This is a genomic window from Burkholderia cepacia complex sp. TUM26381 (assembly GCF_057439935.1).
Genome location: NZ_CM172007.1, coordinates 2,800,322 through 2,824,191, shown reverse-complemented (window position 1 = coordinate 2,824,191; position 23,870 = coordinate 2,800,322). Strand labels below are relative to the sequence as shown.

At 68.0% G+C, this 23,870-nt stretch carries 20 protein-coding genes and 1 pseudogene; 16 read left to right on the top strand and 5 right to left on the bottom strand.

What is annotated here, in order from left to right:
• The first annotated feature begins 138 nt into the window (after nt 1-138).
• Complete coding sequence (gene pdeR, locus ACWMMN_RS29380) at nt 139-2,142, top strand: cyclic di-GMP phosphodiesterase (protein ID WP_059237621.1); 2,004 nt, start codon at nt 139-141, stop codon at nt 2,140-2,142.
• A gap of 63 nt (nt 2,143-2,205) precedes the next feature.
• On the opposite strand, the gene ACWMMN_RS29375 is transcribed toward pdeR, so the two are convergent.
• Nucleotides 2,206-3,069 (bottom strand): crotonase/enoyl-CoA hydratase family protein, encoded by an 864-nt coding sequence (locus ACWMMN_RS29375; RefSeq protein ID WP_059237620.1) that lies wholly within the window; start codon nt 3,067-3,069, stop codon nt 2,206-2,208.
• A 159-nt stretch (nt 3,070-3,228) separates the two neighbouring features.
• Entirely contained in the window at nt 3,229-3,513 is a 285-nt protein-coding gene (locus tag ACWMMN_RS29370; RefSeq protein WP_486423498.1) for a hypothetical protein, read from the bottom strand.
• Nucleotides 3,514-3,926: 413 nt separating this feature from the next.
• Here ACWMMN_RS29370 and ACWMMN_RS29365 point away from each other — a divergent pair, with 413 nt between their 5' ends.
• From ACWMMN_RS29365 to ACWMMN_RS29300, 14 genes and pseudogenes are all read left to right on the top strand, one after another.
• Nucleotides 3,927-4,649 carry a winged helix-turn-helix domain-containing protein gene (locus ACWMMN_RS29365; protein ID WP_059237619.1) on the top strand — a complete coding sequence of 241 codons (723 nt, stop codon included), beginning with the start codon at nt 3,927-3,929 and terminating at the stop codon, nt 4,647-4,649.
• A gap of 22 nt (nt 4,650-4,671) precedes the next feature.
• A complete protein-coding gene (locus ACWMMN_RS29360; protein WP_226196979.1) occupies nt 4,672-7,257 on the top strand; it encodes an ATP-binding protein in 2,586 nt (861 codons plus the stop codon).
• 157 nt (nt 7,258-7,414) lie between these two features.
• Nucleotides 7,415-8,692 (top strand): ABC transporter substrate-binding protein, encoded by a 1,278-nt coding sequence (locus ACWMMN_RS29355; RefSeq protein WP_081051951.1) that lies wholly within the window; start codon nt 7,415-7,417, stop codon nt 8,690-8,692.
• Between the two features lie 89 nt (nt 8,693-8,781).
• Complete coding sequence (locus tag ACWMMN_RS29350; RefSeq protein ID WP_174992882.1) at nt 8,782-9,717, top strand: carbohydrate ABC transporter permease; 936 nt, start codon at nt 8,782-8,784, stop codon at nt 9,715-9,717.
• 1 nt (nt 9,718) lies between these two features.
• On the top strand, nt 9,719-10,549 hold the full coding sequence (locus tag ACWMMN_RS29345; RefSeq protein ID WP_059237616.1) for a carbohydrate ABC transporter permease: 831 nt from the start codon (nt 9,719-9,721) through the stop codon (nt 10,547-10,549).
• 35 nt (nt 10,550-10,584) lie between these two features.
• Entirely contained in the window at nt 10,585-11,721 is a 1,137-nt protein-coding gene (locus ACWMMN_RS29340) for an ABC transporter ATP-binding protein (RefSeq protein WP_059237615.1), read from the top strand.
• Between the two features lie 98 nt (nt 11,722-11,819).
• Complete coding sequence (locus ACWMMN_RS29335; protein ID WP_059237614.1) at nt 11,820-12,629, top strand: ThuA domain-containing protein; 810 nt, start codon at nt 11,820-11,822, stop codon at nt 12,627-12,629.
• Nucleotides 12,626-13,774: a Gfo/Idh/MocA family protein gene (locus ACWMMN_RS29330; protein ID WP_174992880.1), complete on the top strand. Its 1,149-nt coding sequence runs from the start codon at nt 12,626-12,628 to the stop codon at nt 13,772-13,774. Before ACWMMN_RS29335 ends, ACWMMN_RS29330 begins: the two co-directional genes overlap by 4 nt.
• 148 nt (nt 13,775-13,922) lie before the next feature.
• Nucleotides 13,923-15,341, top strand: a complete 1,419-nt coding sequence (locus tag ACWMMN_RS29325) for a maltoporin (protein ID WP_226196981.1) — start codon at nt 13,923-13,925, stop codon at nt 15,339-15,341.
• On the top strand, nt 15,329-16,270 hold the full coding sequence (locus tag ACWMMN_RS29320) for an aldo/keto reductase (RefSeq protein WP_422674349.1): 942 nt from the start codon (nt 15,329-15,331) through the stop codon (nt 16,268-16,270). Before ACWMMN_RS29325 ends, ACWMMN_RS29320 begins: the two co-directional genes overlap by 13 nt.
• Nucleotides 16,271-16,309: 39 nt before the next feature.
• Nucleotides 16,310-17,317 (top strand): annotated as a pseudogene (locus ACWMMN_RS29315) (glucokinase); the annotation flags it as partial.
• 183 nt (nt 17,318-17,500) lie between these two features.
• The gene (locus ACWMMN_RS29310; RefSeq protein ID WP_486423497.1) at nt 17,501-19,471 is read left to right on the top strand and encodes an APC family permease; all 1,971 of its coding nucleotides are present in this window, start codon (nt 17,501-17,503) and stop codon (nt 19,469-19,471) included.
• A gap of 158 nt (nt 19,472-19,629) precedes the next feature.
• On the top strand, nt 19,630-20,106 hold the full coding sequence (locus ACWMMN_RS29305; RefSeq protein ID WP_059237609.1) for a DUF3617 domain-containing protein: 477 nt from the start codon (nt 19,630-19,632) through the stop codon (nt 20,104-20,106).
• Nucleotides 20,107-20,414: 308 nt separating this feature from the next.
• Nucleotides 20,415-20,735 carry a DUF1840 domain-containing protein gene (locus tag ACWMMN_RS29300; RefSeq protein WP_059240809.1) on the top strand — a complete coding sequence of 107 codons (321 nt, stop codon included), beginning with the start codon at nt 20,415-20,417 and terminating at the stop codon, nt 20,733-20,735.
• 119 nt (nt 20,736-20,854) lie between these two features.
• On the opposite strand, the gene ACWMMN_RS29295 is transcribed toward ACWMMN_RS29300, so the two are convergent.
• From ACWMMN_RS29295 to ACWMMN_RS29285, 3 genes are all read right to left on the bottom strand, one after another.
• The gene (locus ACWMMN_RS29295) at nt 20,855-21,013 is read right to left on the bottom strand and encodes a hypothetical protein (protein WP_174992876.1); all 159 of its coding nucleotides are present in this window, start codon (nt 21,011-21,013) and stop codon (nt 20,855-20,857) included.
• Nucleotides 21,014-21,058: 45 nt separating this feature from the next.
• Nucleotides 21,059-21,334 carry a hypothetical protein gene (locus tag ACWMMN_RS29290; protein ID WP_486423496.1) on the bottom strand — a complete coding sequence of 92 codons (276 nt, stop codon included), beginning with the start codon at nt 21,332-21,334 and terminating at the stop codon, nt 21,059-21,061.
• Nucleotides 21,335-21,410: 76 nt separating this feature from the next.
• Nucleotides 21,411-21,596 carry a hypothetical protein gene (locus tag ACWMMN_RS29285; protein WP_486423495.1) on the bottom strand — a complete coding sequence of 62 codons (186 nt, stop codon included), beginning with the start codon at nt 21,594-21,596 and terminating at the stop codon, nt 21,411-21,413.
• 366 nt (nt 21,597-21,962) lie between these two features.
• On the opposite strand from ACWMMN_RS29285, the gene ACWMMN_RS29280 reads away from it, so the two are divergent.
• Complete coding sequence (locus tag ACWMMN_RS29280; RefSeq protein ID WP_486424106.1) at nt 21,963-23,852, top strand: DUF3857 domain-containing transglutaminase family protein; 1,890 nt, start codon at nt 21,963-21,965, stop codon at nt 23,850-23,852.
• Nucleotides 23,853-23,870: the final 18 nt, after the last annotated feature.

The following is a 23,870-nucleotide window of genomic DNA, read 5'->3' as shown; positions in this document are numbered from 1 at the left end:
GAAACAAGTACGAGACGAGGACCGCTGTCACGGCAATCGCGGCTGCCCTGCCGGGAACGCGCACTGCGCGGCCCGGGGAGGCGGTCGGCCAACTCGCCTCCGTCTACACTGTGCGTTTTTTCTGGATCGGGGCGCTCCATGGATGACGAAAACGATAGCGCGGTGCTCGAGGCGCACGTCGGTACGCGCAGCCCCTGCTGGCGCCTCGGCAGCGACAGCAATGCGCTCGAGCTGGCCGCCGTGCGCGGCCTGACCAACGTCGCCGTCGCGCTGACGGGCGAGCAGGCCGCGCGCATCCGTGCGCTGACGGGCGTCACGTCGCATCTCGTGCTCGAGATCGCGCTGTTCGGCAATCCGGTCAGCCTCCATCTCGTCGGCAAGAAGCTCAACACGACCGACTGGGCCGGCACGGCGTCGGCCTATTCCGATACGGTGTCCGTCGCGGGCGATCTCGCGCACGGGCTCGCGTTCGCCGAGCAGGTCGTGTCCGAAGTGAATTCGCTCGTCGTGATCCTCGACCGCAACGGGATGGTCCAGCGCTTCAACCGCCTGTGCGAGGAAGTGACGGGCAAGCGCGAGGTCGACGTGATCGGCCGCAGCGCCTTCGAGCTGTTCATGAGCCCCGAGCAGGGCGCGCAGTCGCGCACCAACATCACGGGCTTTTTCGCGAGCAACCAGTCGTACGCGGTCGAGCGCTACATCAATACGGTCAACGGGCCGCGTCTGTTCCAGTTCCGCAACAAGTTCGTGCAGAGCGGCAGCGGCATCGAAGAGCAGTTCCTGATCTGCTCGGGCATCGACATCACCGAGGAGCGCACCGCGCAGCAGCGGCTCACCGAGCTGGCGAACACCGACGTGCTCACCGGGCTGCCGAACCGCCATGCGATCAGCGAGCAGATCCGCGCGGCGATCGACGCGGAGAGCCCCGACACGCGCGGCCAGGTCGGCATCCTGTTCCTCGACCTCGACAACTTCAAGCGCGTGAACGATCACTACGGGCACATCACCGGCGACCGCCTGCTGCAGGATGTGTCGTCGATCATCAGCGGCTGCCTGCCGTCCGGCGCGACGCTCGCGCGGCTCGGCGGCGACGAGTTCCTCGTGCTGTTCGAGCACGGCACGCGTCCGCTGCTCGAAGCGACCGCGCAGATCATCCTCGAGCGGCTGCGCACGCCGATCCACCTCGGGCTGATGGAGGTGTACACGAGCTGCTCGATCGGCATTGCGATGCATCCGCAGCACGGCGATTCGCTCGAGACGCTGATCCGCAGCGCCGACACCGCGATGTACGTCGCGAAGGAAGAAGGCAAGCATACGTACCGCGTGTTCTCGCTGGAGATGAACCAGAAGGTCGCGAAGTACATGTGGCTCGACACGAACCTGCGCAAGGCGCTCGAGGAAGAGCAGTTCGTGCTGCACTACCAGCCGGTCGTCGATATCGCGACGGGCGACGTGCACGGCGTCGAGGCGCTGATCCGCTGGCAGTCGCCCGATCGCGGGCTCGTCGCGCCGATCGAGTTCATCCGCTTTGCGGAGGAGTCGGGGCTGATCGCGCCGCTCGGGCGCTGGGTGATGCGTACCGCGGCCGCGCAGGCCGCAGCGTGGAAGGCGAAGGGGCTCGGCATCCGGATCGCAGTGAACGTGTCTGCGCGGCAGTTGCAGGACATGAACATCGTGCACCAGTTCGCGTCGATTCTCGACGGTGCGGGGCTCAAGCCCGGCCTGCTCGACATCGAGCTGACCGAGAGCTGCTTCATCGAGGACGAGGAATCGGCGATCGGGCTGATGCGGCAGTTTCGCCAGCTCGGCGCGGAGATCCATCTCGACGATTTCGGCACCGGCTATTCGTCGCTGTCGCAGCTGTCGCGCCTGCCGCTCGATGCGATCAAGCTCGACCGCACCTTCATCACCGGCATCGACCGCAATCCGCGCTCGCAGGCGCTGGTGCGCTCGGTCGTGTCGCTTGCGAAGGCGCTGAATTTCGCGGTGATCGCCGAAGGCGTCGAAACGCATGCGGAAGCCGATTTCCTCAAGCAGCTCGACGTCGATCACGCGCAGGGCTACTACTTCGCGCGGCCGATGCCGGCGCAGGCATTCGAGGCATGGCTCGCGGAGACGAGGAAGCTCAGGCTGATCGCCTGAGCATCGTTCGCCTGAGCGTCGTTCATGAAGGGGCGCCGCCCGCAAGCGGCGGCGCCCGTCGCGTTACACCGTGCGCAGCTTCGACACGCGCCGGTTCTGCAGCATCACGAGGCGTTCCATGTACGCGAGATCCTTCGGCTCGATCGTGAACGCCGCATGCACCCATGCTTCCGTGATGTCCATCAGCTCGGAGCGCGTCAGCTGGAACACCCGCTCGCGCGCGCGCAGCATCGCGCGCACGCCGTTCAGCTTCGGCTTCATCACGTCGATGAAGGTGCGCGTCGCGAGATACGCGTCACCCGCGTCGAACGTCTGGTCGACCAGGCCGCGATCCTCGTACCACTCGGCGGCGTGCGCTTCACCGGTCGCGATCAGTTGCTCCGCAATGCCCCGATCGGCCTTGCGTGCGACGAGCGAATAGCCACCCATGCCGGGGAACAGGTTGAACGCGATCTCGGGGAACCCGAGCTTCACGCCCTTCTGCGCGAGCATGTAGTGATGCGCGAGCGCGGCCTCGAAACCACCGCCGAGCGCGCTGCCCTCGACCATCGCGATCGAGATCGCCCCGGTGCCGAAGCCCGTGTAGATCTCGTACACGCCGTCGATGCACGAGCGCGCGTAGGCCATCAACTGGTCACGCCGGCCGCTGCGGATCGCGTCGACGAAGAAGCTCAGGTCGCCGCCGACGTTGAACAGCTCGGGGACGAGCGAGCCCGTCACCCAGAAGTCGAACGTGAGGCCCGAGTCGCGTGCGACGCGCGCGAGATGGATGATGTCGGTAACGAGTTGTTGGTTAAAGCACGGCCGCGGCTCCGATCGCAGCATCATCCACATGACATTACGGCCCTCTTCGTAAAAGGCAGTCAGTTGCGACAGTTCGCCGGCTTCGTAAAACGGGCGGCACGCCGGATGGGATTGGAGTTGCATGGTATGTCCTCGTGAGATGTGGTTTTTGAAGACCGCCGCGCCCGGTGCCCTGCGGGGAATCGGGGTGCCCGCAGGGCGCCGGGGGCGAGGCATCGCCATTGTTGCGCGCACAAACTCGACGGATGTGTTGAGTGGGTCACCCGATCGCGCCGTCGGCGATCACGCGGCGGCGGGAAAGCCGGTTTCAGGCGGATTTGGCGCGGGACGGGCGTGACTTGGCGGGCTGCGAAGGTATTTCGCGTGTGAATCTATTTCGGGGCGGCCGGCAGCGACGGCGATGCAGAACGATCGTCGCTGCAACGGAAACCGGATGGCCGCGATCGCGGGGCGCGGCACCGTGACGTTGCACACGGCGCGGGCGATCGTGATCGGGGCATCGGCAACGAGACGTCGAATTCGTTCGTCATGCAGATCGATTGGCGAAATCGTCGTGGATCGATGCATGCGTCGGGCGTGCGTGACGTGCCGGTGGCCCGATCGGGTTCGGGCACGGGTCGCAGTACGGCCAGCGCACCCGGTGCAACGGCGTGGCATTCCGTACCGTCGGCTCGTCCGTCCGGGCCGCAATTCGGGCAGGGTATTCACCGATCGCGGCGCGGTTGCATCGAAATTTTTCGACGTTAGAATCCCGCGCGCGTCCTGATTGTGCCGCGCGAAGGCGCGCGCGGCGCCCCGCCCATCCTCATGTCGATGCGCGTTCACGGGAACTTGCCAGGATCGGCCCGGATCGGCCACCATTCGCTTCCGGCCCGACTGCGTCATCCCGCCGCGGTCCGGCCACATACCGACAGAAATGCCAGCTTGCACCGCGCGGCCGACCGAATCGGCGCGCGCGACCGGCTTGGAGGAGAACACCCATGTCAGAAAAACATCGGATCCTGGTGCTGGACGACGATCCGGAAGTGCGCGTCTGGCTGAAGAGCGTGCTGGAAGAGGCCGGATTCGACGTGTCGGCCGTCGACAGCGCGGCCCGGATGCAGCAGCAGCTCGCGGCCGCGCCGCACGCGCTCGTGATTCTCGACCTGAAGCTGCGCGGCGAGGACGGCCTGACGGTCGCCCGCGAGCTGCGGCGCCGGTCCGACGTATCGATCATCATGATCAGCGGCCTGGGCGACGAGACGGATCGGGTGCTCGGCCTCGAGACCGCGGCCGACGATTTCGTCACGAAACCGTTCTCCGGGCGCGAGCTGATCGCGCGGGTGCGCGCCCAGCTGCGGCGCACGATCGAGCTGTCGATGCCGCGCCCCGCGTCGAACGGCGGCGGCCCGCGCTACTGCTTCGACGGCTGGACGCTGGACCTGGCCGCGCGCACGCTGACGCACAACGGCGGCCCGTGCGCGCTGACGCAGGGCGAATTCGAGCTGCTCGCGGCGATGGTGCAGCAGCCGTCGCGAGTCTGGTCGCGCGACCAGTTGCTCGAACATACGCGCGGCTTCGGCATCGACGTGTACGACCGGACGATCGACGTGCTGATCCTGCGCCTGCGCCGCAAGATCGAGCCGAACCCCGAGCAGCCCACCTATATCCGCACGCAGCGTGGCATCGGCTACGTGTTCGCGGTGCCCGTCGTGCGCGTGTGATGCGATGCGCACGACGGTGAGGATGTTGCCGCCCTGGAGTGTCCGGGCCAAGCTGACCGCGACGTTTCTGCTGCTGTTCGGCATCACGCTCGCGGTCGTGGTGGTCGGCGTGCTCGGCATGCGCGCGAACCAGAACGCGCTCGACGAATACGAGGCGAACGTCGTGCCCGAGATCGCCCGCGCGCTCGAGCTGTCGGACAAGGTCGCACAACTCGCCGCGGTCGCGCCGAGCATGATGCTGACCGATTCGCCGGACCTGCTGCACAACGACACCGAGCTGATGCGCGGCCTGCTCGGCGATATCCGGCGGCTGTCGCCGGGCTTCGGCAAACAGCCGGGCCCCGCCGCGAAGGCGGGCGAGCAGCTCGCGGTGATCGACGATCTCGACGCGATCGACCAGGATCTCGCCCGGCTGCTGATCGTGTCGGGCCGGCAGCGACAGCTCAAGGAGGAGTTGAGCGCCCTGCGCCTCGCGAACGACCGCATCGGCGACGGCATCGCGCGCGACAAGAGCGTGATCGCGCAGCAGGCGCCGACGCTGCTCGAGATCTGGGCCCGTACGGCCGGTGCGCTGCAGGCGGCCAACGCGGCGGAGCTCGGCAGCGCGGAAAGCGACAACGAGGCACTGTGGCTGCGCGTGCGCGAACGCGCCGAAGACCGCCGCCAGCCGGTGCTTGCCGAGGCGCTGCAGCAACTCGACGGCGGCGCGCGCAGCGTGTTCGCGGTGCGCCGCGAGTTTCTGTCGAGCGAAGCGCAGACGGGTTATCTCGTCACGCTCCTGCGCGGCCACGCGGATCACCTGAGCGGCAAGTCGGCGCGCTACGTCGAGCGCTTGCGGCAGATCGCCAGCGAGCGCAGCGACAAGGTGCGCAAGGTCGCGGTCTCCAGCCAGTCGGGCCTGTTGCTGCTGGCCGTCGCGGGCGTCGTGGTGGCGTTGCTCGGCGTCGCGTATGCGAGCCGCATCCTGCACAAGCTGCAGGCGATGACGCGCGTGATGGCGCGACTCGCGAAAGGGATCACGTCCGACCGGATGCCGTCGACGCACCGGCCGGACGAGATCGGCGAGCTGGCGCGCGCGTTCGAGGTGTTCCGCACCAACCTGATCGAGAAGGAGCAACTGACCCACGGGCTCGAGTCGCAGCGCCGCCTGCAGGAGTCGGTGCTCAACTCGATGAACGACGGGGTGTCGGTTCACGACACGCACGGCAGCCTGATCGCGTGGAATCCGACCTTCGCGACGCTGCTCGGGATCGACCCGGGCACGCTGTACGCGGGCCTGTCGCTCGCGATGCTGCGGCAGGCCATGCATCAGCCCGCGCGCTGGCGCCAGGTGTCGCGCGAGACCGCGACCCGCACATCCGACGGCGCGCGCATCGCCGCGTCGGCCGAACTGCACCTGCGCGACCAGCGGACCCTCGAATTCCACTGCCAGCCGCTTCCGGACGGCGGCTGGGTGGCGGTCTGCCGCGACCTGACGAGCCGGCGTGCGGTCGAGGCCGAGTTGCGTCAGGCGCAGAAGATGGACGTGCTCGGCCAGTTGACGGGCGGCGTCGCGCACGATTTCAACAACTTCCTGGTCGCGATACTCGGCAACCTCGAACTGCTGCTGCCGCGGCTCGACGGCCAGCAGGATGCGCAGACGATGGCCGAGCGGGCGCGCCGCGCGGCCGAACGCGCGTCGCGGCTCACGCGGCGGCTGCTCGCGTTCGCGCGGCGCCAGCCGCTGCAGGCCGAACGCGTGTCGGTCAGGGCGATGCTCGCGGAGATGCTCGATCTCGTCGAATACTCGGCGGGCCAGCGGGTGGCCGTCGTGCTGGAGCCGGCCACCGACGCGATGTGGGTGAACGTCGACCGCGGCCAGCTCGAGAACGCCGTCCTCAACCTGGCGCTCAACAGCGCCGCCGCGATGCCGGACGGCGGGACGCTGGCACTGGCCGCGCGCCGCGCACCGGCTTCCGACGGTGCGTCCGCGCCGCACGCGATCGTGCTGAGCGTCACCGACACGGGTTGCGGGATCGCCCCGGTGCTGCTCGACAAGGTAATCGAGCCGTTTTTCACGACCAAGGCGGCCGGCGAGGGGAGTGGGCTCGGGCTCAGCAGCGTCTACGGCTTCGTGCGCCAGAGCGGCGGCGATCTGCGCATCCACAGCGAGGTCGGCCAGGGCACGCGCGTGGAGCTGTGGCTGCCCGAGAGCGCGCCGCCCGAACGGCGCGCCGCGCCGGCCGTCACGGTGGCCGCGCCCGTTACCGGGCAGGCCGGTGCCCGTGTGCTCGTGGTCGACGATGATCCGGAGGTGCGCGACACGGCGCTCAGCCAGTTCGCGGCGCTCGGCGCGCGGGCCGACGCAGTGGCGACCGGCGACGCGGCATTGCGCTGGCTGGCCGAGCACGGCCCCGTCACGCTCGTGCTGTCGGACATCTCGCTCGGCGCGGGCGGCAGCGGCATCGCGTTCGCGGCGCGGCTCGCCGAGCGCTGGCCGGCGCAGCGCGTCGCGCTCACCTCGGGCCTGCCGCCCGAGATTCATCAGACCCATCCCGACTGGCGCGCCGACCTGCCGTTCGTGCCGAAGCCGTTCGATCTGGCGGCGCTCGCCGCGCTGCTGGGCTGACGCGCGACGGCGATTGTTTCGATTGTTAATGGCGCGGCGCGTTTCCGAAATTTTCGATTAACCGGACTGGAGTCTCATAGACCCACGGCACCCGGCGACGCGCTTGCGACACCGCGGCGCACGATTCGAACGATTCGAAAAAAACTGGAGACACCGAATGATGAAGCTCAAGGCAGGTTTGCTGACGATGGCGCTCGCGATGACGGCCGCCACGGCCGCCAGCGCCGGTGCGGCGACGCTGCGGATCGCATGCGGCGCAGCCGGCGTCGACCAGGACATTTGCCAGGTCTCGGCGAAGCGGTGGGCCGAGAAGACCGGCAACGAGGTCGAGTTCATCAGCATGCCCAATAACTCGAGCGAAACGCTGGCGCTCTATCAGCAACTGCTCGGCGGCGGCTCCGACAAGATCGACGTGATGCAGATCGACACGGTCTGGCCGGGCATCCTCGCGAACCACCTGATCGACCTGAAGCCGTACAGCAAGGGGCTGGAAAGCCAGTCGTTCCCGAGCATCGTCGCGAACGATACGGTGAACGGCAAGCTGGTCGCGATGCCGTGGTTCATCGATACGGGGCTGCTTTACTACCGCAAGGACCTGCTCGACAAGTACCGCGTGAAAGTGCCCGCCACGTGGGAGGAACTCGATGCCACCGCGCGCAAGATCCAGTCGGGCGAGCGCGCCGCCGGCAACGAGAAGGTCTGGGGCTACGTGTGGCAAGGGCGCGCATACGAAGGGCTGACCTGCGATGCGCTCGAATGGGTCAGCAGCTACAACGGCGGCACGGTGGTCGACGACAAGGGCCGCGTGACGATCGACAACCCGGGTGCGATCAAGGCGCTCGAGCAGTCGGCGAAATGGGTCGGCACGATCAGCCCGAAGGCCGTGCTGAACTACGGCGAGGAGGAAGCCCGCGGCGTGTTCCAGGCCGGCAACGCGGTGTTCATGCGCAACTGGCCGTACGCATGGGCGATCGCGAATCGCGCGGGCAGCCCTATCAAGGGCAAGGTCGGCATCGCGCCGCTGCCGAAGGGCGGCGCCGACGGCCGCCCGGCCGCCGCGCTGGGCGGATGGCAGCTCGCCGTGTCGCGCTACTCGCCGAACCCGAAACTGGCCGCCGATCTCGTGATGTACATGGCGAGCGCGGACGTGCAGAAGCTGCGGGCGATCCAGGGGTCGTACAACCCGACGATGCCGGCGCTCTACCGGGACAAGGACATCCTGCAGGCCAACCCGTTCATGGCCGATCTGCTGCCGACCTTCAGCACGGCGGTCGCGCGGCCGTCGACCGTGACCGGCGCGAAGTACAACCAGGTCAGCAACCAGTTCTGGAATGCCGCGCACGACGTGCTCGCCGGTAGCGACACCGCGGCGGGCGCGCTCGCGCGGCTCGCCGCCACGCTCAACCGGCTCGCGCCGGGCGGCAGCTGGCACTGAGCGCCGCGGCGCGCGATTGATCGATCGGGCCGGCTTCCGCAGGGCGCCGGCCTGACAGGAGACATCGAATGAGAACCGGAAGCATCGAAATGAGTAGCACTCCTGCATTCGTGCAGGCACCCGTGCGGGCCCGGGCCGGGCTTGCCCGCGCACGCCGGCGCCAGGCGTGGCTGCTGGTGGCGCCCGCGTTGCTCACGCTGGCGGCCATTGCCGGCTGGCCGTTGCTGCGCACGGCGTGGTTCAGCCTGACCGACGCGCAACTGTCCGACCTGTCGCAGCGTCATTTCGTCGGCCTCGACAACTATCTCGGCGCAGCGGGCGTGCTGCGCGACCCGGCGTGGTGGCAGGCCGTCGGCAATACCGTGCTGTTCGCCGTCGTGTCGGTCGTGCTCGAGACGGCCACCGGCCTCGGCGTCGCGCTGCTGCTGGACGTGCCGTCGCGGCTGCGGACGCTGCTGCGCGCGGCCGTGCTCGTGCCGTGGGCGATCCCGACCGTCGTGTCGGCGAAGATCTGGAGCTGGATGCTCAACGACCAGTTCGGGATCGTCAATGCGATGCTGATGTCGATCGGCGCGATCCAGGAGCCGCTCGCTTTTACCGCCGATGCGCGCCTCGTCTTCCCGACCATCGTGCTCGTCGATGTGTGGAAGACCACACCGTTCATGGCGCTGCTGATGCTCGCCGCGCTGCAGACCGTGCCGCGCGATTGCTACGAGGCCGCGCGTGTCGACGGCGTGCCGCGCTGGCGCGTGTTCCGCTCGGTGACGCTGCCGCTGATCCTGCCGGGCGTGCTGGTCGCGATGATTTTCCGCTCGCTCGACGCGTTGCGCGTGTTCGACCTGATCTATGTGATGACGTCGAACAGCCGGATCACGAAAAGCATGTCGATCTATGTGCGCGAACAGCTGATCGATTTCCAGCAGGTCGGGTTCGGGTCGGCGTCGGCGATGTTGCTGTTCGTCACGATCGTGCTGTTCACCATCGGCTACATGGCGGTCAGCCGCCGCCGGATGCAGGAGGCTTGACGTGAAGAAGCATCCGCTCGATATCGCGATTCACGGGCTGCTGTCGGCGCTCGTGCTGGTGATCGCGCTGTTCCCGTTCGTCTACATGATCGGTACGTCGATCAAGCATGGCGATGCACTGTTCGACACGTCGCTGTTCCCGGCGAGCCCGTCGCTCGACAACTATCGCCAGTTGTTTCGCGACCAGCCGTTCGGCGCGTACCTGCTGAATTCGGCGCTCGTCGCGGGCGGGGCGGTCGCGCTGTCGCTCGCCGTGTCGGTGCTCGCCGCGTATGCGCTCGGCCGCGTGTCGTTCCGCGGGCGCGGCGTGCTGATGATGTGCATTCTCGGCGTGTCGATGTTTCCGCAGGTCGCGATCCTGTCGGGCCTGTTCGAGCTGGTCCGCTCGCTTGGCCTGTACGACCACCTCGGCGCGCTCGTACTGTCCGACCTGATCTTCACGCTGCCGTTCACGATCTGGATTCTCGTCACGTTCATGCGCGAGTTGCCACGCGAGCTGGAGGAGGCGGCGCTCGTCGACGGCGTCGGCGTGTTCACGCTGATCTTCCGGATCTTCATGCCGCTGCTGCGGCCGGCACTGGCCGCGACGTCGCTGCTCGCGTTCGTGTCGGCCTGGAACGAGTTCCTGTTCGCGCTGACCTTCATGATCTCGTCGAGCCAGCGCACGGTGCCCGTCGCGATCACGATGATCTCGGGCGCGAGCAGCTACGAGTTGCCGTGGGGAACCATCATGGCCGCGTCGGTCATCGTCACCGTGCCGCTCGTGCTGCTGGTGCTGGTGTTTCAGCGGCAAATCGTCTCCGGCCTGACTGCCGGTGCGGTCAAGGGTTGACGCGTCTCGGCCCGAACAGGATCAAGAGGGAAAACATGAGTCAGATCAAGTTGAGCGGTCTTCGCAAGCAGTTCGGCACGACCCCCATCCTCAGCGACGTGAATCTCACGGTCGAGCCGGGCGAGTTCTGCGTCTTCATCGGCCCGTCGGGCTGCGGCAAGTCCACGTTGCTGCGGATCGTCGCCGGTCTCGAGGAACAGAGCGCGGGCGACGTATGGATCGACGGCCGCTGCGTCAACACGTTTGCGCCCGCGCAGCGCGACATCGCGATGGTGTTCCAGAGCTATGCGCTCTATCCGCACATGTCCGTCTACGAAAACATGGCCTTCGGCCTGCGTCACCTGCGCTTGCCGAAAGACGAGATCGACCGGCGGGTGCGGCTCGCTTCCGAATCGCTGCGCCTCGGCGAGCTGCTCGAACGCAAGCCCGGCGCACTGTCCGGCGGCCAGCGGCAGCGCGTCGCGATCGGCCGGGCGATCGTCCGCAAGCCGAAAGTGTTCCTGTTTGACGAGCCGCTGTCGAACCTCGATGCGGCGCTGCGCGTGAAGACGCGTGTCGAGATCGCGAAGCTGCACCGCAGCCTCGACAGCACCAGCATGATCTACGTGACGCACGACCAGGTCGAGGCGATGACGCTCGCCGACAAGATCGTGCTGCTGCGGCCGCTCGAAGGGCGCAGCGGGATCGCCAGCGTCGCGCAGATCGGCACGCCGCTCGACCTGTATCACCGTCCGGCGAGCCAGTTCGTCGCCGGATTCATCGGCTCGCCCGCGATGAACTTCCTGCCGGCAAGCGTCGCGGCGGCCGGCAGCGGCGAGGTTCGCGTGCTGGTCCGCGGCCATCCGCTCGGCGCCGACGTGTCCGGCGACGGCCTCGAGACGGGCGCCGGCGTGACCCTCGGCATCCGCCCCGAACACGTACGGGTCGGTACCGGCGCCGTGGCGGGTCAGGTCGCGCACGTCGAGCAGATGGGCGAACACACCTATCTGTATCTCGACACGCCGCTGTGCGACCAGCCGATCGTCGCGAAGACCGATGCCGCCGGCGCGCGGGTCGGCGAGCGCCTGCGCGTCGATCTGCCGGCCGCCGCGTCGCATCTGTTTCATCCGGACGGACGCGCGGCGGTACGCACGCCGCGCGAGCCTGCCGCACCGGCGCTCGCGATCGCCTGAGCGGCGCGCGGCACCCGGAACATCCGGCCACAGGTTTCAGGCGGTCAGGGCGCATGGCCGCTGTCGAATTGGCGCCAAATCATCGATAAAGGATAGTCATGCTAAATAAAAAACTTTCAGTGATCGTATGGAACGAGTTCGAGCACGAACGGGAGAACGCGGGTGTGCGCGCGATCTATCCCGACGGCCTGCACCGGGTGATCGCCAGCGCGCTTGCCGAGACGCCGGCGCTCGGCCACGGTGCATTGCCGCTCGAGATCGGCACCGCGACGCTCGACGAGCCCGAGCACGGCCTCAGCGAAGCGCGGCTTGCCGCGTGCGACGTGCTGATCTGGTGGGGGCACAAGGCGCACGCGAAAGTCTCCGACGAGATCGTCGAGCGCGTGCAGCGCCGCGTGCTCGAAGGGATGGGCCTGATCGTGCTGCATTCCGGGCACTTCTCGAAGATCTTCCGCCGCCTGCTCGGCACGAACTGCTCGCTGAAGTGGCGCGAGGCAGCGGAGAAGGAACGGCTGTGGGTCGTCGAGCCGTCGCATCCGATCGCGGCCGGGCTCGGCGAGTACTTCGAGCTGCAGCACGAGGAAATGTACGGCGAGCGTTTCGACATCCCGCAGCCGGACAGCACCGTGTTCATCTCGTGGTTCGAGGGCGGCGAGGTGTTCCGTTCGGGCTGCTGCTGGGAGCGCGGTCACGGCCGGATCTTCTATTTCCGCCCCGGGCACGAAGCCTACCCGACCTATCACGACCGCAACGTGCAGCGTGTGATCGCGAACGCGGTGCAGTGGGCCGCGCCGCGCGTGAACCTGGCCGACCGCTGCCCGAACTCGCCGCCGCTCGAGACGCTCAGCGAGAAGAGCGGGCAATTCGCGCACGTCGGTATCCAGCAGACCGCCGGAGACCTCGCATGAACGACGACTACAAGGTGGAACTGCCGGAAGCGGCGGCGATTGCGCGCGGCCGTCGCCTGCGCGTGGGCGTGATCGGGCTCGGGATCGGCCGCAAGCATATCGAAGGCTGGCGCGAGCATCCCGATGTCGACGTGGTTGCGATTGCCGACCCCGATGCGAAGCGGCTCGCGAAGGTCGGCGACGCGCTCGGCATCGATGCGCGCTACGCGTCGGCCGACGCGATGTTCGCGGCGGAGAAACTGGACGTCGTCAGCGTGTGCACGCCGAACAAGTTCCATCGCGAGCTGACGCTCGCCGCGTTCGACGCCGGCTGCCACGTGCTGTGCGAGAAACCGATGGCGATGAACGCGGACGAGGGGCGTGACATGCTGATCGCCGCGCATCGCGCCGGCAAGCGGCTGATGATCAATTTCTCGTACCGCTTCAGCGCGCAGTCGCGCGCGCTGAAGGCGCAGGTCGACAGCGGCCTGTTCGGCGATTTCTATTTCGGGCGCACGGTCTGGCATCGCCGGCGCGGGATGCCCGGATTCGGCGGCTGGTTCGGCACGAAGGCGCTGGCGGGCGGCGGGCCGCTGATCGATCTCGGCGTGCATCGTCTCGATCTCGCGCTGTGGCTGATGGGCTATCCGAAACCCGTGTGGGTGATGGGCAGCACCTACGATCCGATCGCGCGCGAACTGGCGGCGCGTGCGGGCAAGACGTTCGACGTCGAGGATCTCGCCGCCGCGCTGATCCGTTTCGACAACGGCGCGACGCTCGCGCTCGAGGCATCGTGGGCGACCAACATCCAGGAAGCGGAGCTGATGGAAACGCGTCTGCTCGGCACGCGTGCGGGGCTGCTGCAGAAGAACCTGAACGAGGGCTACACGTTCGACGCGCACGTGTTCATCGAGCAGAACGGCGCGCAGTTCGACATGCGGCTGAATCCGCCCGCGGAGGGCGCGCATTCCGCGATGTACGACTACGCGGAAGCGATCCTGTGCGACGTCCCGCATCCCGCCCCCGGTGAAGAAGGTCTGATCGTGATGGAAATTCTCGACGCGATCTATGCGAGCGCGGCCGCGGGCGAGCCGATCCGCATTCACGCGCCGGGACCGGCGGCCGTCGACGCGTCGCCGGTAGTGGACCTCGACGTCGCGGGCTGACGTCGCGGGTTGGATTCGTACCGGGCCGGCGCGCGGAGCGTCCGCCACGCCGGCCCGTCGGCAGCATGACGGACGACGCAGCACATACACCTATTCGATGACGCCGCGCATCGCACGCGACGCACTGACAACGTTTGGAGACACGTTCATGATCGACGAAGCAGGCCGCGTCGCGCGCGGCCCGGCACGCACCCCGTTCAGGCTCACGCGGCTCGCCGCCGCTTTCTCGCTCGCGGTCGCATCGGCCGCGCTGCACGCGGCGCCGGATCCGGCGACGACCCTCGCCGCGGACAGCGCACCGGGCGGCCTCTCGCAGGCCACCGGCGTCGTACCGGCCGACACGAGCCCCGCCAACGTGGCGACGCCGACGCCGTCGTCGGCCTGGAACCAGCTGACGCCGTGGACGCAGTTTCACGGCTACCTGCGGGCCGGTGTCGGGACCAGCGACAGCCATTCGCAGGCCTGCTTCCAGTTGCCGGGTGCGCAGAGCAAATACCGGCTCGGCAACGAATGCCAGGTTTACAGCGAGCTGGAGATCGACCAGACGCTGTACAAGTTCTCGAACGGCATGCAGCTGTCGGCGGTGGGGATGGCGAGCCTCGTCAACGATCTCGATCGCGCGCCGACCTTCAATGGCGATCACGGCCGCGTGCGCCTGCCGCAGTCGTACGTGCAGCTCACGAACCTTCCGGGGCTCGACGACATGCGGATCTGGTTCGGGCGCATCTACTACCGGCGCAACGACGTCCACATGAACGACTTCTATTACTGGAACCCGAGCGGCCTCGGCGCGGGCATCGAGAACGTGCCGATCGGCGGCGGCCTGAAGCTCAGCTATGCGTTGTTCCGCGAGGATTACATCGACCAGCCCAACTACGCGACGCGCCACGACCTGCAGCTGTCGGGCGTACGCCCGAACCCCGGCGGCGAACTGCAGTTCGGGCTGTCGTACATCCCGGCCCGCGCGCCGGTGCTGAACACGAGCGGCGTGCTGCAGGACGCGCACGGCGGCTGGTCGTTCACGGTTCAGCACATACAGACCAACCTGCTCGGCGGCAAGAACAAGCTCGCGTTCCAGTACGGCGTCGGTCCGGGCACGGGCCTGGGCTACACGGGAACGCTGACCAACGACAACCGCTACAAGAGTGTCCGCGTACTCGACGCGTTCGACTGGCAGGCCACGCGCGACTTCAGCGGACAGGTGGTCGGCATCTACCAGCGCGACATCGCGCCGTCGGGCGGGTCGCAGACCTGGATATCGATGGGCGTGCGGCCGGTATACGCGTTCACGCAGCACATCAAGCTGCAGGGCGACCTCGGGCACGATCGCGTAACGCCGTCCGGCGGCCCGACGCGCACGCTGCTGAAGGCGAGCGTCGCGCTGACGCTTGCGATGGACCGCTCGTTCTGGTCGCGGCCGGAATTCCGCGTGTTCTACACGTATGCGCGCTGGAACCAGGCCGCGCAGGATGCGGCGGCGCCCGGCGATCCGCTGTCGACGACGGGCATCTTCGGCACGTCGCGCACGGGCTCGACCGTCGGCGCGCAAGTCGAATGGTGGTGGTGAGCGCGATGACGGAACGCTGTACGACGATATCGATGGGGGCCGATGCCGTGCCGTTCTCGCGCATCGTGTTCGGGATGTGGCGGATCGGTGACTGGGCGTTGTCGGTCCGCGCGCGACGTGAGCTGATCGAGGCGGCGCTGGAACTCGGCGTGACGAGCTTCGACCATGCGGACATCTATGGCGACTACATGGCCGAGGGCCTGTTCGGCGACGTGCTGGCCGATGCGCCGCACTTGCGCGAACGGATGCAGATCATCACGAAGTGCGGGATCCGGCTCGTGTCCGCGCGTCGGCCCGCGCACGGCATCAAGCACTACGACACGCGCGCCGCGCATGTCGTCGCGTCGGTCGAGCAGTCGCTGCGCGCGCTGCGTACCGACCGGCTCGATCTGTTGCTGCTGCATCGTCCCGATCCGCTGATGGATGCCGACGAAGTCGCCGCGACCTTCGCCGCGCTTCGGCGGGACGGCAAGGTGAGGGCGTTCGGGGTATCGAACTTTACGCCGGCGCAGGCTGCGTTGCTGCAGGACCGCATGGCGGCGCACGGCATGTCGCTCGCGACGAACCAGGTCGAATGCTCGCTACTGCATCTCGCGCCGCTCGACGACGGCACGTTCGACCAGGCGCAGCGCTGGCGCTGTCCCCCGATGCTGTGGTCGCCGCTCGCGGGCGGACGGCTGCTGACGGAGGCGTCGCCTGCCGCGACGCGGGTGCGCGAGCGCGCGGCGCGGATCGGCGATGCGCTCGGCGTACCCGCGACGACGGTGCTGTTCGCGTGGCTGCTCGCGCTGCCGTGCCGGCCGCTGCCGATCGTCGGGTCGAGCCGGATCGCGGCGCTGCGCGAAGCGGTAGCGGCGACCGGCATCGCGCTCGGGCGCGAGCACTGGTTCGAACTGCTGGACGCGGCGCGCGGCGTGGAGGTGCCATGACCGTTGCGATCGACACACGATGACAATTCGGGAGATGGGATGAGCGTAGCAACCCTCAACGGGGACCCGGTCGCGCCGCGCGGCGTGCGCGCCGGCGAACCCCGCTTGCTGGCGGACATCGGCGGCACGCATGCGCGCTTCGCGCTGGAGACCGCGCTCGGCGGAATCGGCGACGTGCGCGTCTATCGATGCAGCGCCCATGCCGGCATGGACGATGCGGTGCGCGCGTTCCTGCGCGACATGGGCGGCGCACGGGTGCGGAACGCGGCGATCGCGATCGCCAATCCCGTGGACGGCGACATGGTCAGCATGACCAATCATGACTGGCGCTTCTCGATCGACGCGACGCGCCGCGCGCTCGGATTCGACACGCTGCATGTCTTCAACGACTTCGCGGCGCTGGCGATGGCCGTGCCGCATCTGCCAGCGGGACAACGGCGGCAGGTCGGCGGCGGGCACGCGGCGCCCGCGGGTACGATCGGCGTGCTCGGCGCGGGAACGGGGCTGGGCGTCTCGGCGCTCGTGCGCGCGGGCGATGGATGGGTGCCGTTGTCCGGCGAGGGCGGGCATGTGTCGTTCGCGCCCGCCGATGCACGCGAGGCCGACGTGCTGCAGTACGCGCGGGCGCGCTGGCCGCACGTGTCGTTCGAGCGGCTGGTCGCGGGGCCCGGCATCGCGGTGATTCACGCGGCGCTCGCTGCGCGCGATGGCTGCGACGCGCCACGGGCCGACGCAGCCGATACGGCCGCGATCATCGATCGCGCGCTCGCCGGCGACGCACGCTGCATGGCGACCCTGGATTGCTTCTGCGGGATGCTCGGCACGTTCGCGGGCAATCTGGCGCTGACGCTCGGCGCGACCGGCGGCATCCATATCGGCGGGGGCGTCGTGCCGCGCCTCGGGGTATTGTTCGATGCATCGCCATTTCGAGCCCGCTTCGAGGCGAAGGGCCGCTTTGCCGGTTATCTTGCGAAGATTCCGACCTTCGTGATCACCGCGCCGCATCCGGCCTTCGTCGGCGTGTCGCGCCTGCTCGCCCGCGCGTTGGGCGAGGCCGGCTGACGCGAGTCCGGCTCGCAGGGTTGTATTGCGACTGTCTGCAACGCGTCGGCATGTTGAAAGCAACCCCGCGCGCGACGCGCCCTATGGAATACGCCGACTGGAAGTTGTCCCGGAACTCATTTAGTTTTAGAGGAGTGTCGCCGAGGCGTCGTGCGTTCCGGAGGAATCGTGACCGCATTCCAGAAGGTGTGGCAGTTGCTCGTCGGAAAGCCGCTCGACCCGCTCGATCCGCGCACGAGGCATGCGATCGCCGTCACGCCGCTGCTCGCCTGGGTCGGGCTCGGCGCCGACGGGCTGTCGTCGTCGTGCTACGGCCCGGAGGAGGCGTTTCTCGCGCTCGGCCAGCACCACGCGCTCGCGCTGTTCCTCGCCCTCGCGACGGCGGCGACCGTGTTCATCATCGCGCTCGGCTACAACCAGGTGATCGAGCTGTTCCCGACCGGCGGCGGCGGCTACCGGGTCGCGACGTCGCTGCTCGGGTCGAAGCCGGGGCTGGTATCGGGCGCGGCGCTGCTGGTCGACTACGTGCTGACCGTCGCGACGTCGCTCGCGAGCGGTGTCGATGCGTTCTTCAGCCTGCTGCCGGTCAGCGCGCAGGCGTTCAAGCTCACGACCGAGATCGTGCTGATCCTGATGATGACGGGGCTCAATTTCCGCGGGATGCGCGAATCGATCATGGTGCTGCTGCCGATCTTCATCGGCTTCGTGATCCTGCACTTCGGGCTGATCGTGTACGGCGTCGCCGTGCACGGCGGCAGCCTCGCGATGGTGGTGCCCGATGCGGTGCACGAAGCGCACGGCATGTCGCAGTCGCTCGGCCTGTTCGTGCTGCTCGCGTTGCTGATGCGCGCGTTCTCGCTCGGCGGCGGCACGTATACCGGCCTCGAGGCCGTGTCGAACAACGTGAACATGCTCGCCGATCCGCGCGTGCCGAACGGCAAGGTGACGATGTGGTACATGTCGACGTCGCTCGCGTTCACGGCCGGCGGCATCATCCTGCTGTACATGCTGTGGCACGCGAAGCCCGTCGACGGCGAGACGCTCAACGCAGTCGTGTTCGGCAGCGTGATCGACCATCTTGGGCTCGGCTCGGCGTTCGCGCGCCACGCATTGCTCGCGGCCGTGCTCGCGTTCGAGGCCGGGCTGCTGCTGGTCGGCGCGCAGACGGGCTTCCTCGACGGCCCGGCCGTGCTGTCGAACATGGCGTCGGATTCGTGGGTGCCGCGCCATTTCCGCGACCTGTCGGGGCGCCTCGTGCGGCAGAACGGCATCATCGTCGTCGGGCTGTCGAGCCTGCTGATCCTCTTGTGGACGCACGGCAACGTCGACGTGCTCGTCGTGCTGTACAGCATCAACGTGTTCCTCACGTTCAGCATGTCGCTGCTCGGGCTGTGCACGTACTGGTGGCATCATCGCAGCCAGCAGGGCTGGTTCAAGCACTTCTTCCTGTCGGCGCTCGGGCTGAGCGTGACGGCCACCGTGCTCGTCATCACGCTGATCGAGAAGTTCACGGCGGGCGGCTGGCTCACGGTGCTCGTGACGAGCGCGGTGATCGCGCTGTGCTTCATGATCAACCGCCACTATGCGTATACGCGTGCGCAGCTCGCGAAGGAAGATGCGTTGTTCTCCGGCAAGCCGCCCGAAGTCGACGAGGCGACCGCGCCGGGCAAGCCCGATCCGTCGCAACCGACGGCCGTGCTGCTGGTCGGCAAGCATCGCGGCGCGAGCATGCACGCGCTGCTGTGGGTCAACCGGCTGTTTCCCGGGCACTTCCGCAACGTGATCTTCCTCGCGGTCGGCGAGGTCGATGCGAAGGCATACGACGGGCACGAACATCTCGAACGGCTGCGTCACTCGATCACCGAAGCGCTGGACTACTACGTCGCGCACTGCCGTCGCAGCGGCATCGCGGCCGACTACCGGATCGCGTTCGGCACGAACCCCGTCGTCGAGTTCATGAACCTCGCGTCGTCGACGCTCGACGAGTACCCGAACGCCGTGTGCTTCGCGAGCAAGCTGATCTTCCGGCGCGTGAATTTCCTCACGGCCTGGCTGCACAACCAGACGCCCGTCGAGCTGCAGGCACGCCTGCACGTCGAGGGCAAGCAGATGGTGTTGTTGCCGATGAACGTCGGGTAGCGGGCGCGTGAAACGGCTCCTCCGGTCGATGAAAACGATTCAATCTGACGTGTCGCGTCAGATCGTAAGCAATAGGAAACAATGCTCCGGTTTCGCCGGAAAGATTTGATAAGATTCGCGCGCTTCGAATCAACAACAAATCCTTTCCGGGAGACTTCATGACGATCGTCGCCACGACTGCCACCCGTTTCCTGCGCCACGGCCCGCACGCGTTGTCCGCCGCCGTGCTCGCCGGCTTCGCCATCTCGTCCCTTGCGCAGACCGTATCGCCGGGCATCTGGCACGACGACACCGAGTACACGCTGAACGGCAAGCCGTTGCCGCAAGGCACCGATCCGATGCCGGACCAGTGCCTGAGCGACGCGGACGCGAAGAACCTGCGCAAGACGATGGCCGCCCGCCTGCAGCGCGATAACGTCCGCTGCACGATCACGAACTGGGACTACGCGGGCACGACGCTGAAGGTCGCACTGTCCTGCGCGAACGAACAGGGGCGCGGCAACGGCACGGTGACGGGCGCCGTCACGCCGACGAGCTACGACCTGAAGGGGCAATTGCACGGGCAGCACGCGCAGGCCGGCGCGTACACGCTCGCGTGGACGTGGCGCGGCAAGCGCGTGGGCGACTGCAAGTAACGGAGCGAAGCGGCGCGCATCGCATGGCGCGTGCCGTACCCATCGGTGAACCTGCCGCAAGATTGCAGGCATTCAGGGTCCGTATGCTTGAATACATCACAATGTGATATAAAATCAAGGCAGGCCTTCGCGTCATCCAGCCTCCACGCCACACACGAATCCGGCCGCGCGACGCGCATCGTGCGGGGCGAACGTCCGGTTCAGAAGAACGGGCGGCGCTCACGCGCAGCGGGATGGCCACGGGGCCTCGCCGCGACCGGCGGCACGATGCGCCGTACGGTTCGCGGCCACGACAAGGGGAAATGACGATGCTGATCACGTTTCGCTCTTCCGCCGCACCCGACATCGTGATGTTGCGCGATCTGGCGCAGTATCTGCTCGGGCTGGTCGGCAAGGGGCTCGACGTCCGTGGCGTGATTTCCACCGACGAACTGCCTGGGGCGATCGCACGGCTCGAACAGGCCATCAGGGACGATGCGGCGCGCGAACGCGCACACGAGCATTCGACGCAGGCGCTGCGCGACGACGTGTCGCCGCATGCGGGCGGGCTCGCGCAGCGCGCGTGGCCGCTGCTGGACATGATGCGTGCGGCCCGCGAACAGGGCCGGCACGTGATGTGGGGCGTGTAGGCGCGCAGCGCGCGTGCCGCCTGCGGTACCGGACCTCCGCTGGAAGGCCGGCGGCTTCGTGTCGAAAGACGCGTGTGCCGTCGGCCGATTTTTTTTGCGTGGCGGGATCGCCGGCGCGATTACGAATGATGATGCGTATGCGAGCGCGACGAGCGCCGCGCGGACCTGTGCAGCAATCTGTCGCGCGTGCGGTCGCGGCCGCGTTGGGCCGCGAAGAACAGCACCGCGAACACGAGGACCGCGAGCAGCACGAGGGTCTGGACGATACCGTTTTCCATGTCGCCTCCGGGCAGGATGGGGGACGAGGGATGCGCAACCGGCCGTCAGCCGGCGGGCGTGCAGGCGCCGGCGAGCTGCGCGTCGATGAAGCGCTTGGCCAGCGCGATCGAAATCCGGAGCGCGTCCGAGTCGTTGCGAAACACGTGATGCTTCGGATCGAGCAGATGCGTTTCGTGACAGCCGCGCGCATCGCGCCAGTACACAACGGCGAGCGGCTGGTACAGCGCGCCGAGCTCGAGCCCTTCGCCGGCCATCGGGTCGACGAGCGCAACCGCGCGGATCGCGCACTGGCGATAGGTCAGGCAGAGCGGCGACGCCATGACGGTCTCCGCGCCGGGCGCCGGCCGTTCCGACCCCGCGTGGTGCGTGATCGGACGAATGGGCGCCGGGGCGTGGTCACGTGAGCATCGGCATCGCTTCGATCAGCACGATGCCGAGCAGCGCGCCGAGTGCGGCGCCGATCAGTTTCGGGTGCCACCGTTCGAGATGCAGCGCCGTCAGCAGCGCGCCGAACAGGATCACGCCCAGCAGCGCGAACGCGATCACGAGGTACCCGATTTCGAAATCGTTGTTGATCAGCATGATGTCTCCTTCCCATGTCGGCGGGTCGCGTTTGGCTGTGCTTCGCCTGCGCAGCCGACGTCGTACGCCGGATGTTCCTGAATCGATTATATATCACGACATGATACAAATGCCGCTCGTACGCGGAAGCGGTTGTCGGGCGGCGATATTCGGGGGCCGAGCGGCGTGGAGTGTCGCCGTGTCCGGCCGGATGCGGCGCGTGACGGCTTCCGGCCGGACGGCTTGACGCTCGGCGGCACGTCACCCACACTGGGTCGCACGACGGGCAGGCGGCGCGGGGCCTGTCATGTGCGCGTCACGTGTGGCATGTCCCCGCACCGGTGCGTGGCCCAGGCGTCCAGCCGCGAACGCGCGGAGAGCTTCGACGTGGTGCATTTTTCTTCCCGATGGACTGGCTGCCTGCTGATCTGCGCGGTTGCATTTGGCGCGGGAGCGGCTGTGGCCGATACGCGCGACACCGGCAGCGACGCGCCCGTCACGGTCGTCAGCGATGTCCACGAATTCGTGATCCAGCACGACGGTTCGCTCGACGAGCACGACGATTCGACGCTGCGCGCGAACAACGCGAGCGGTATCGATGCAATCGCGCAGCGCTACGTGTGGTTCGACAAGAACCTCGAGAAGGTGGACCTGCTCGCCGCCGAGACGATCGACCGCGACGGTGTCGCGCATCCGGTCGACGCGGGCGGCATCCGCGACGTGCAGGAGCCGCGCTCGGCCGGCGCGCCGACGTTCCAGGACGGGCTGTTGCGCACCGTCGTATTTCCCGGCGTCGAAGCCGGGTCGAGCACGCGCGTGGCGTTCCGCAAGACCCGCACGAAGCCGGTCAACCGCGGCTACTTCGGCTACACGGTCGAGCCGTCGCGCGAGCCGGTCGACAGCCAGCGGCTGATCTTCGACGTGCCGGCCGACATGCCGCTGTACGCGGATGCGCGCGGCTACGTCGCGCTGCCGCCGGTCACCGCGAACGGCCGCACACGCTACGCGTTCGACTACCGGCACGGCCCGTACGACCGCATCGAGAGCGGCGCGGTCGGCTACCCGACCTACGGCGACCGGCTCGTCGTGTCGACGCTGCCCGACTACGCGGCGTTCGCCGCGCGCTACCGCAACGCGGCCGTCGATCCGGCCGCGGACGATCCGGCCGTCGAGCGGCTGGCGCGCGCACTCACCGCGGGCGTTGCCGATCCGCGCGACAAGGCGCGCATCCTGTACGACTGGGTGCAGGCGAACATTCGCTACGTCGGGTTGTTTCTCGGTGAAACGGCCGCCGCGCCGCATCGCGTGACGGACATCCTGCGCAACCGCTACGGCGACTGCAAGGATCATGTCGCGTTGTTCGGCGCGCTGCTCGCGGCGGTCGGCATCCGCAGCGAGCCGGTGCTGCTCAATCTCGGGTCCGTCTACACGCTGCCGTCGGTGCCCGGCTACGGCGGCGGTGCGATCAATCACGCGATCATGTGGCTGCCCGATCTCGCGCTCTACGCGGACACGACGACGGCCGGCATCGCGTTCGGTTATCTGCCGCCGATCGTGATGGACCGTCCCGCGCTGCTCGTCGACACGGGCGTACTGTCGCGCACGCCGGCCACGCAGCCGCGCGGGCGCATCGCGCGGGTCGAGATCGATGCCGCCGGGCCGGGGGCCACGCGTTTTCATGCGTACATCGAGGACGACGGCTGGACGGCCGAACTCGAACGCAACCTGTTTCGCCGCGCGACGCCCGACCTCATCGCGCAGCTCGCGAACAACCGTCTGCGGCAAAGCGGCTTGCGCGGCCGCGCGCAACTGTCGACCAGCGACCGGCACGTGACCGACGGGCCATTCGACGTGACGATGTCGGGCACGCTCGACCATTTCGTGTGGCCCGACGGCACGACCGCGTTACCCGCGCTGTCGAGCCTGACGGGCGGCATCGCGACGCAGGTTGAAGGCTGGCTGGCCGAACCCGTGCGCACGCAGCCGTGGGGCTGCATCGGCGGCACGTTCGACGAAACCGGCGAGATCGCGCTGCCGGCCGACGTCGCGGTGACCGACCTGCCGGCCGATACGGCCGTGCACGACCGCTTCGTCGACTTCACGTCGCATTACGTTTTCGACGACGCCGCGCGTGTCGTGCAGGTCACGCGGCGGATGACGGCGAATTTCGGCCGCCAGGTGTGTACGCCGGACGAATTCACGGCGCTGCGCGCGTCGCTCGAGCGCATCGAACGCGACACGCAGGCGCAGATCGTCGTGCGGGCGAAAGGGCGCTGAACGGGCAGGGGAAGTGAG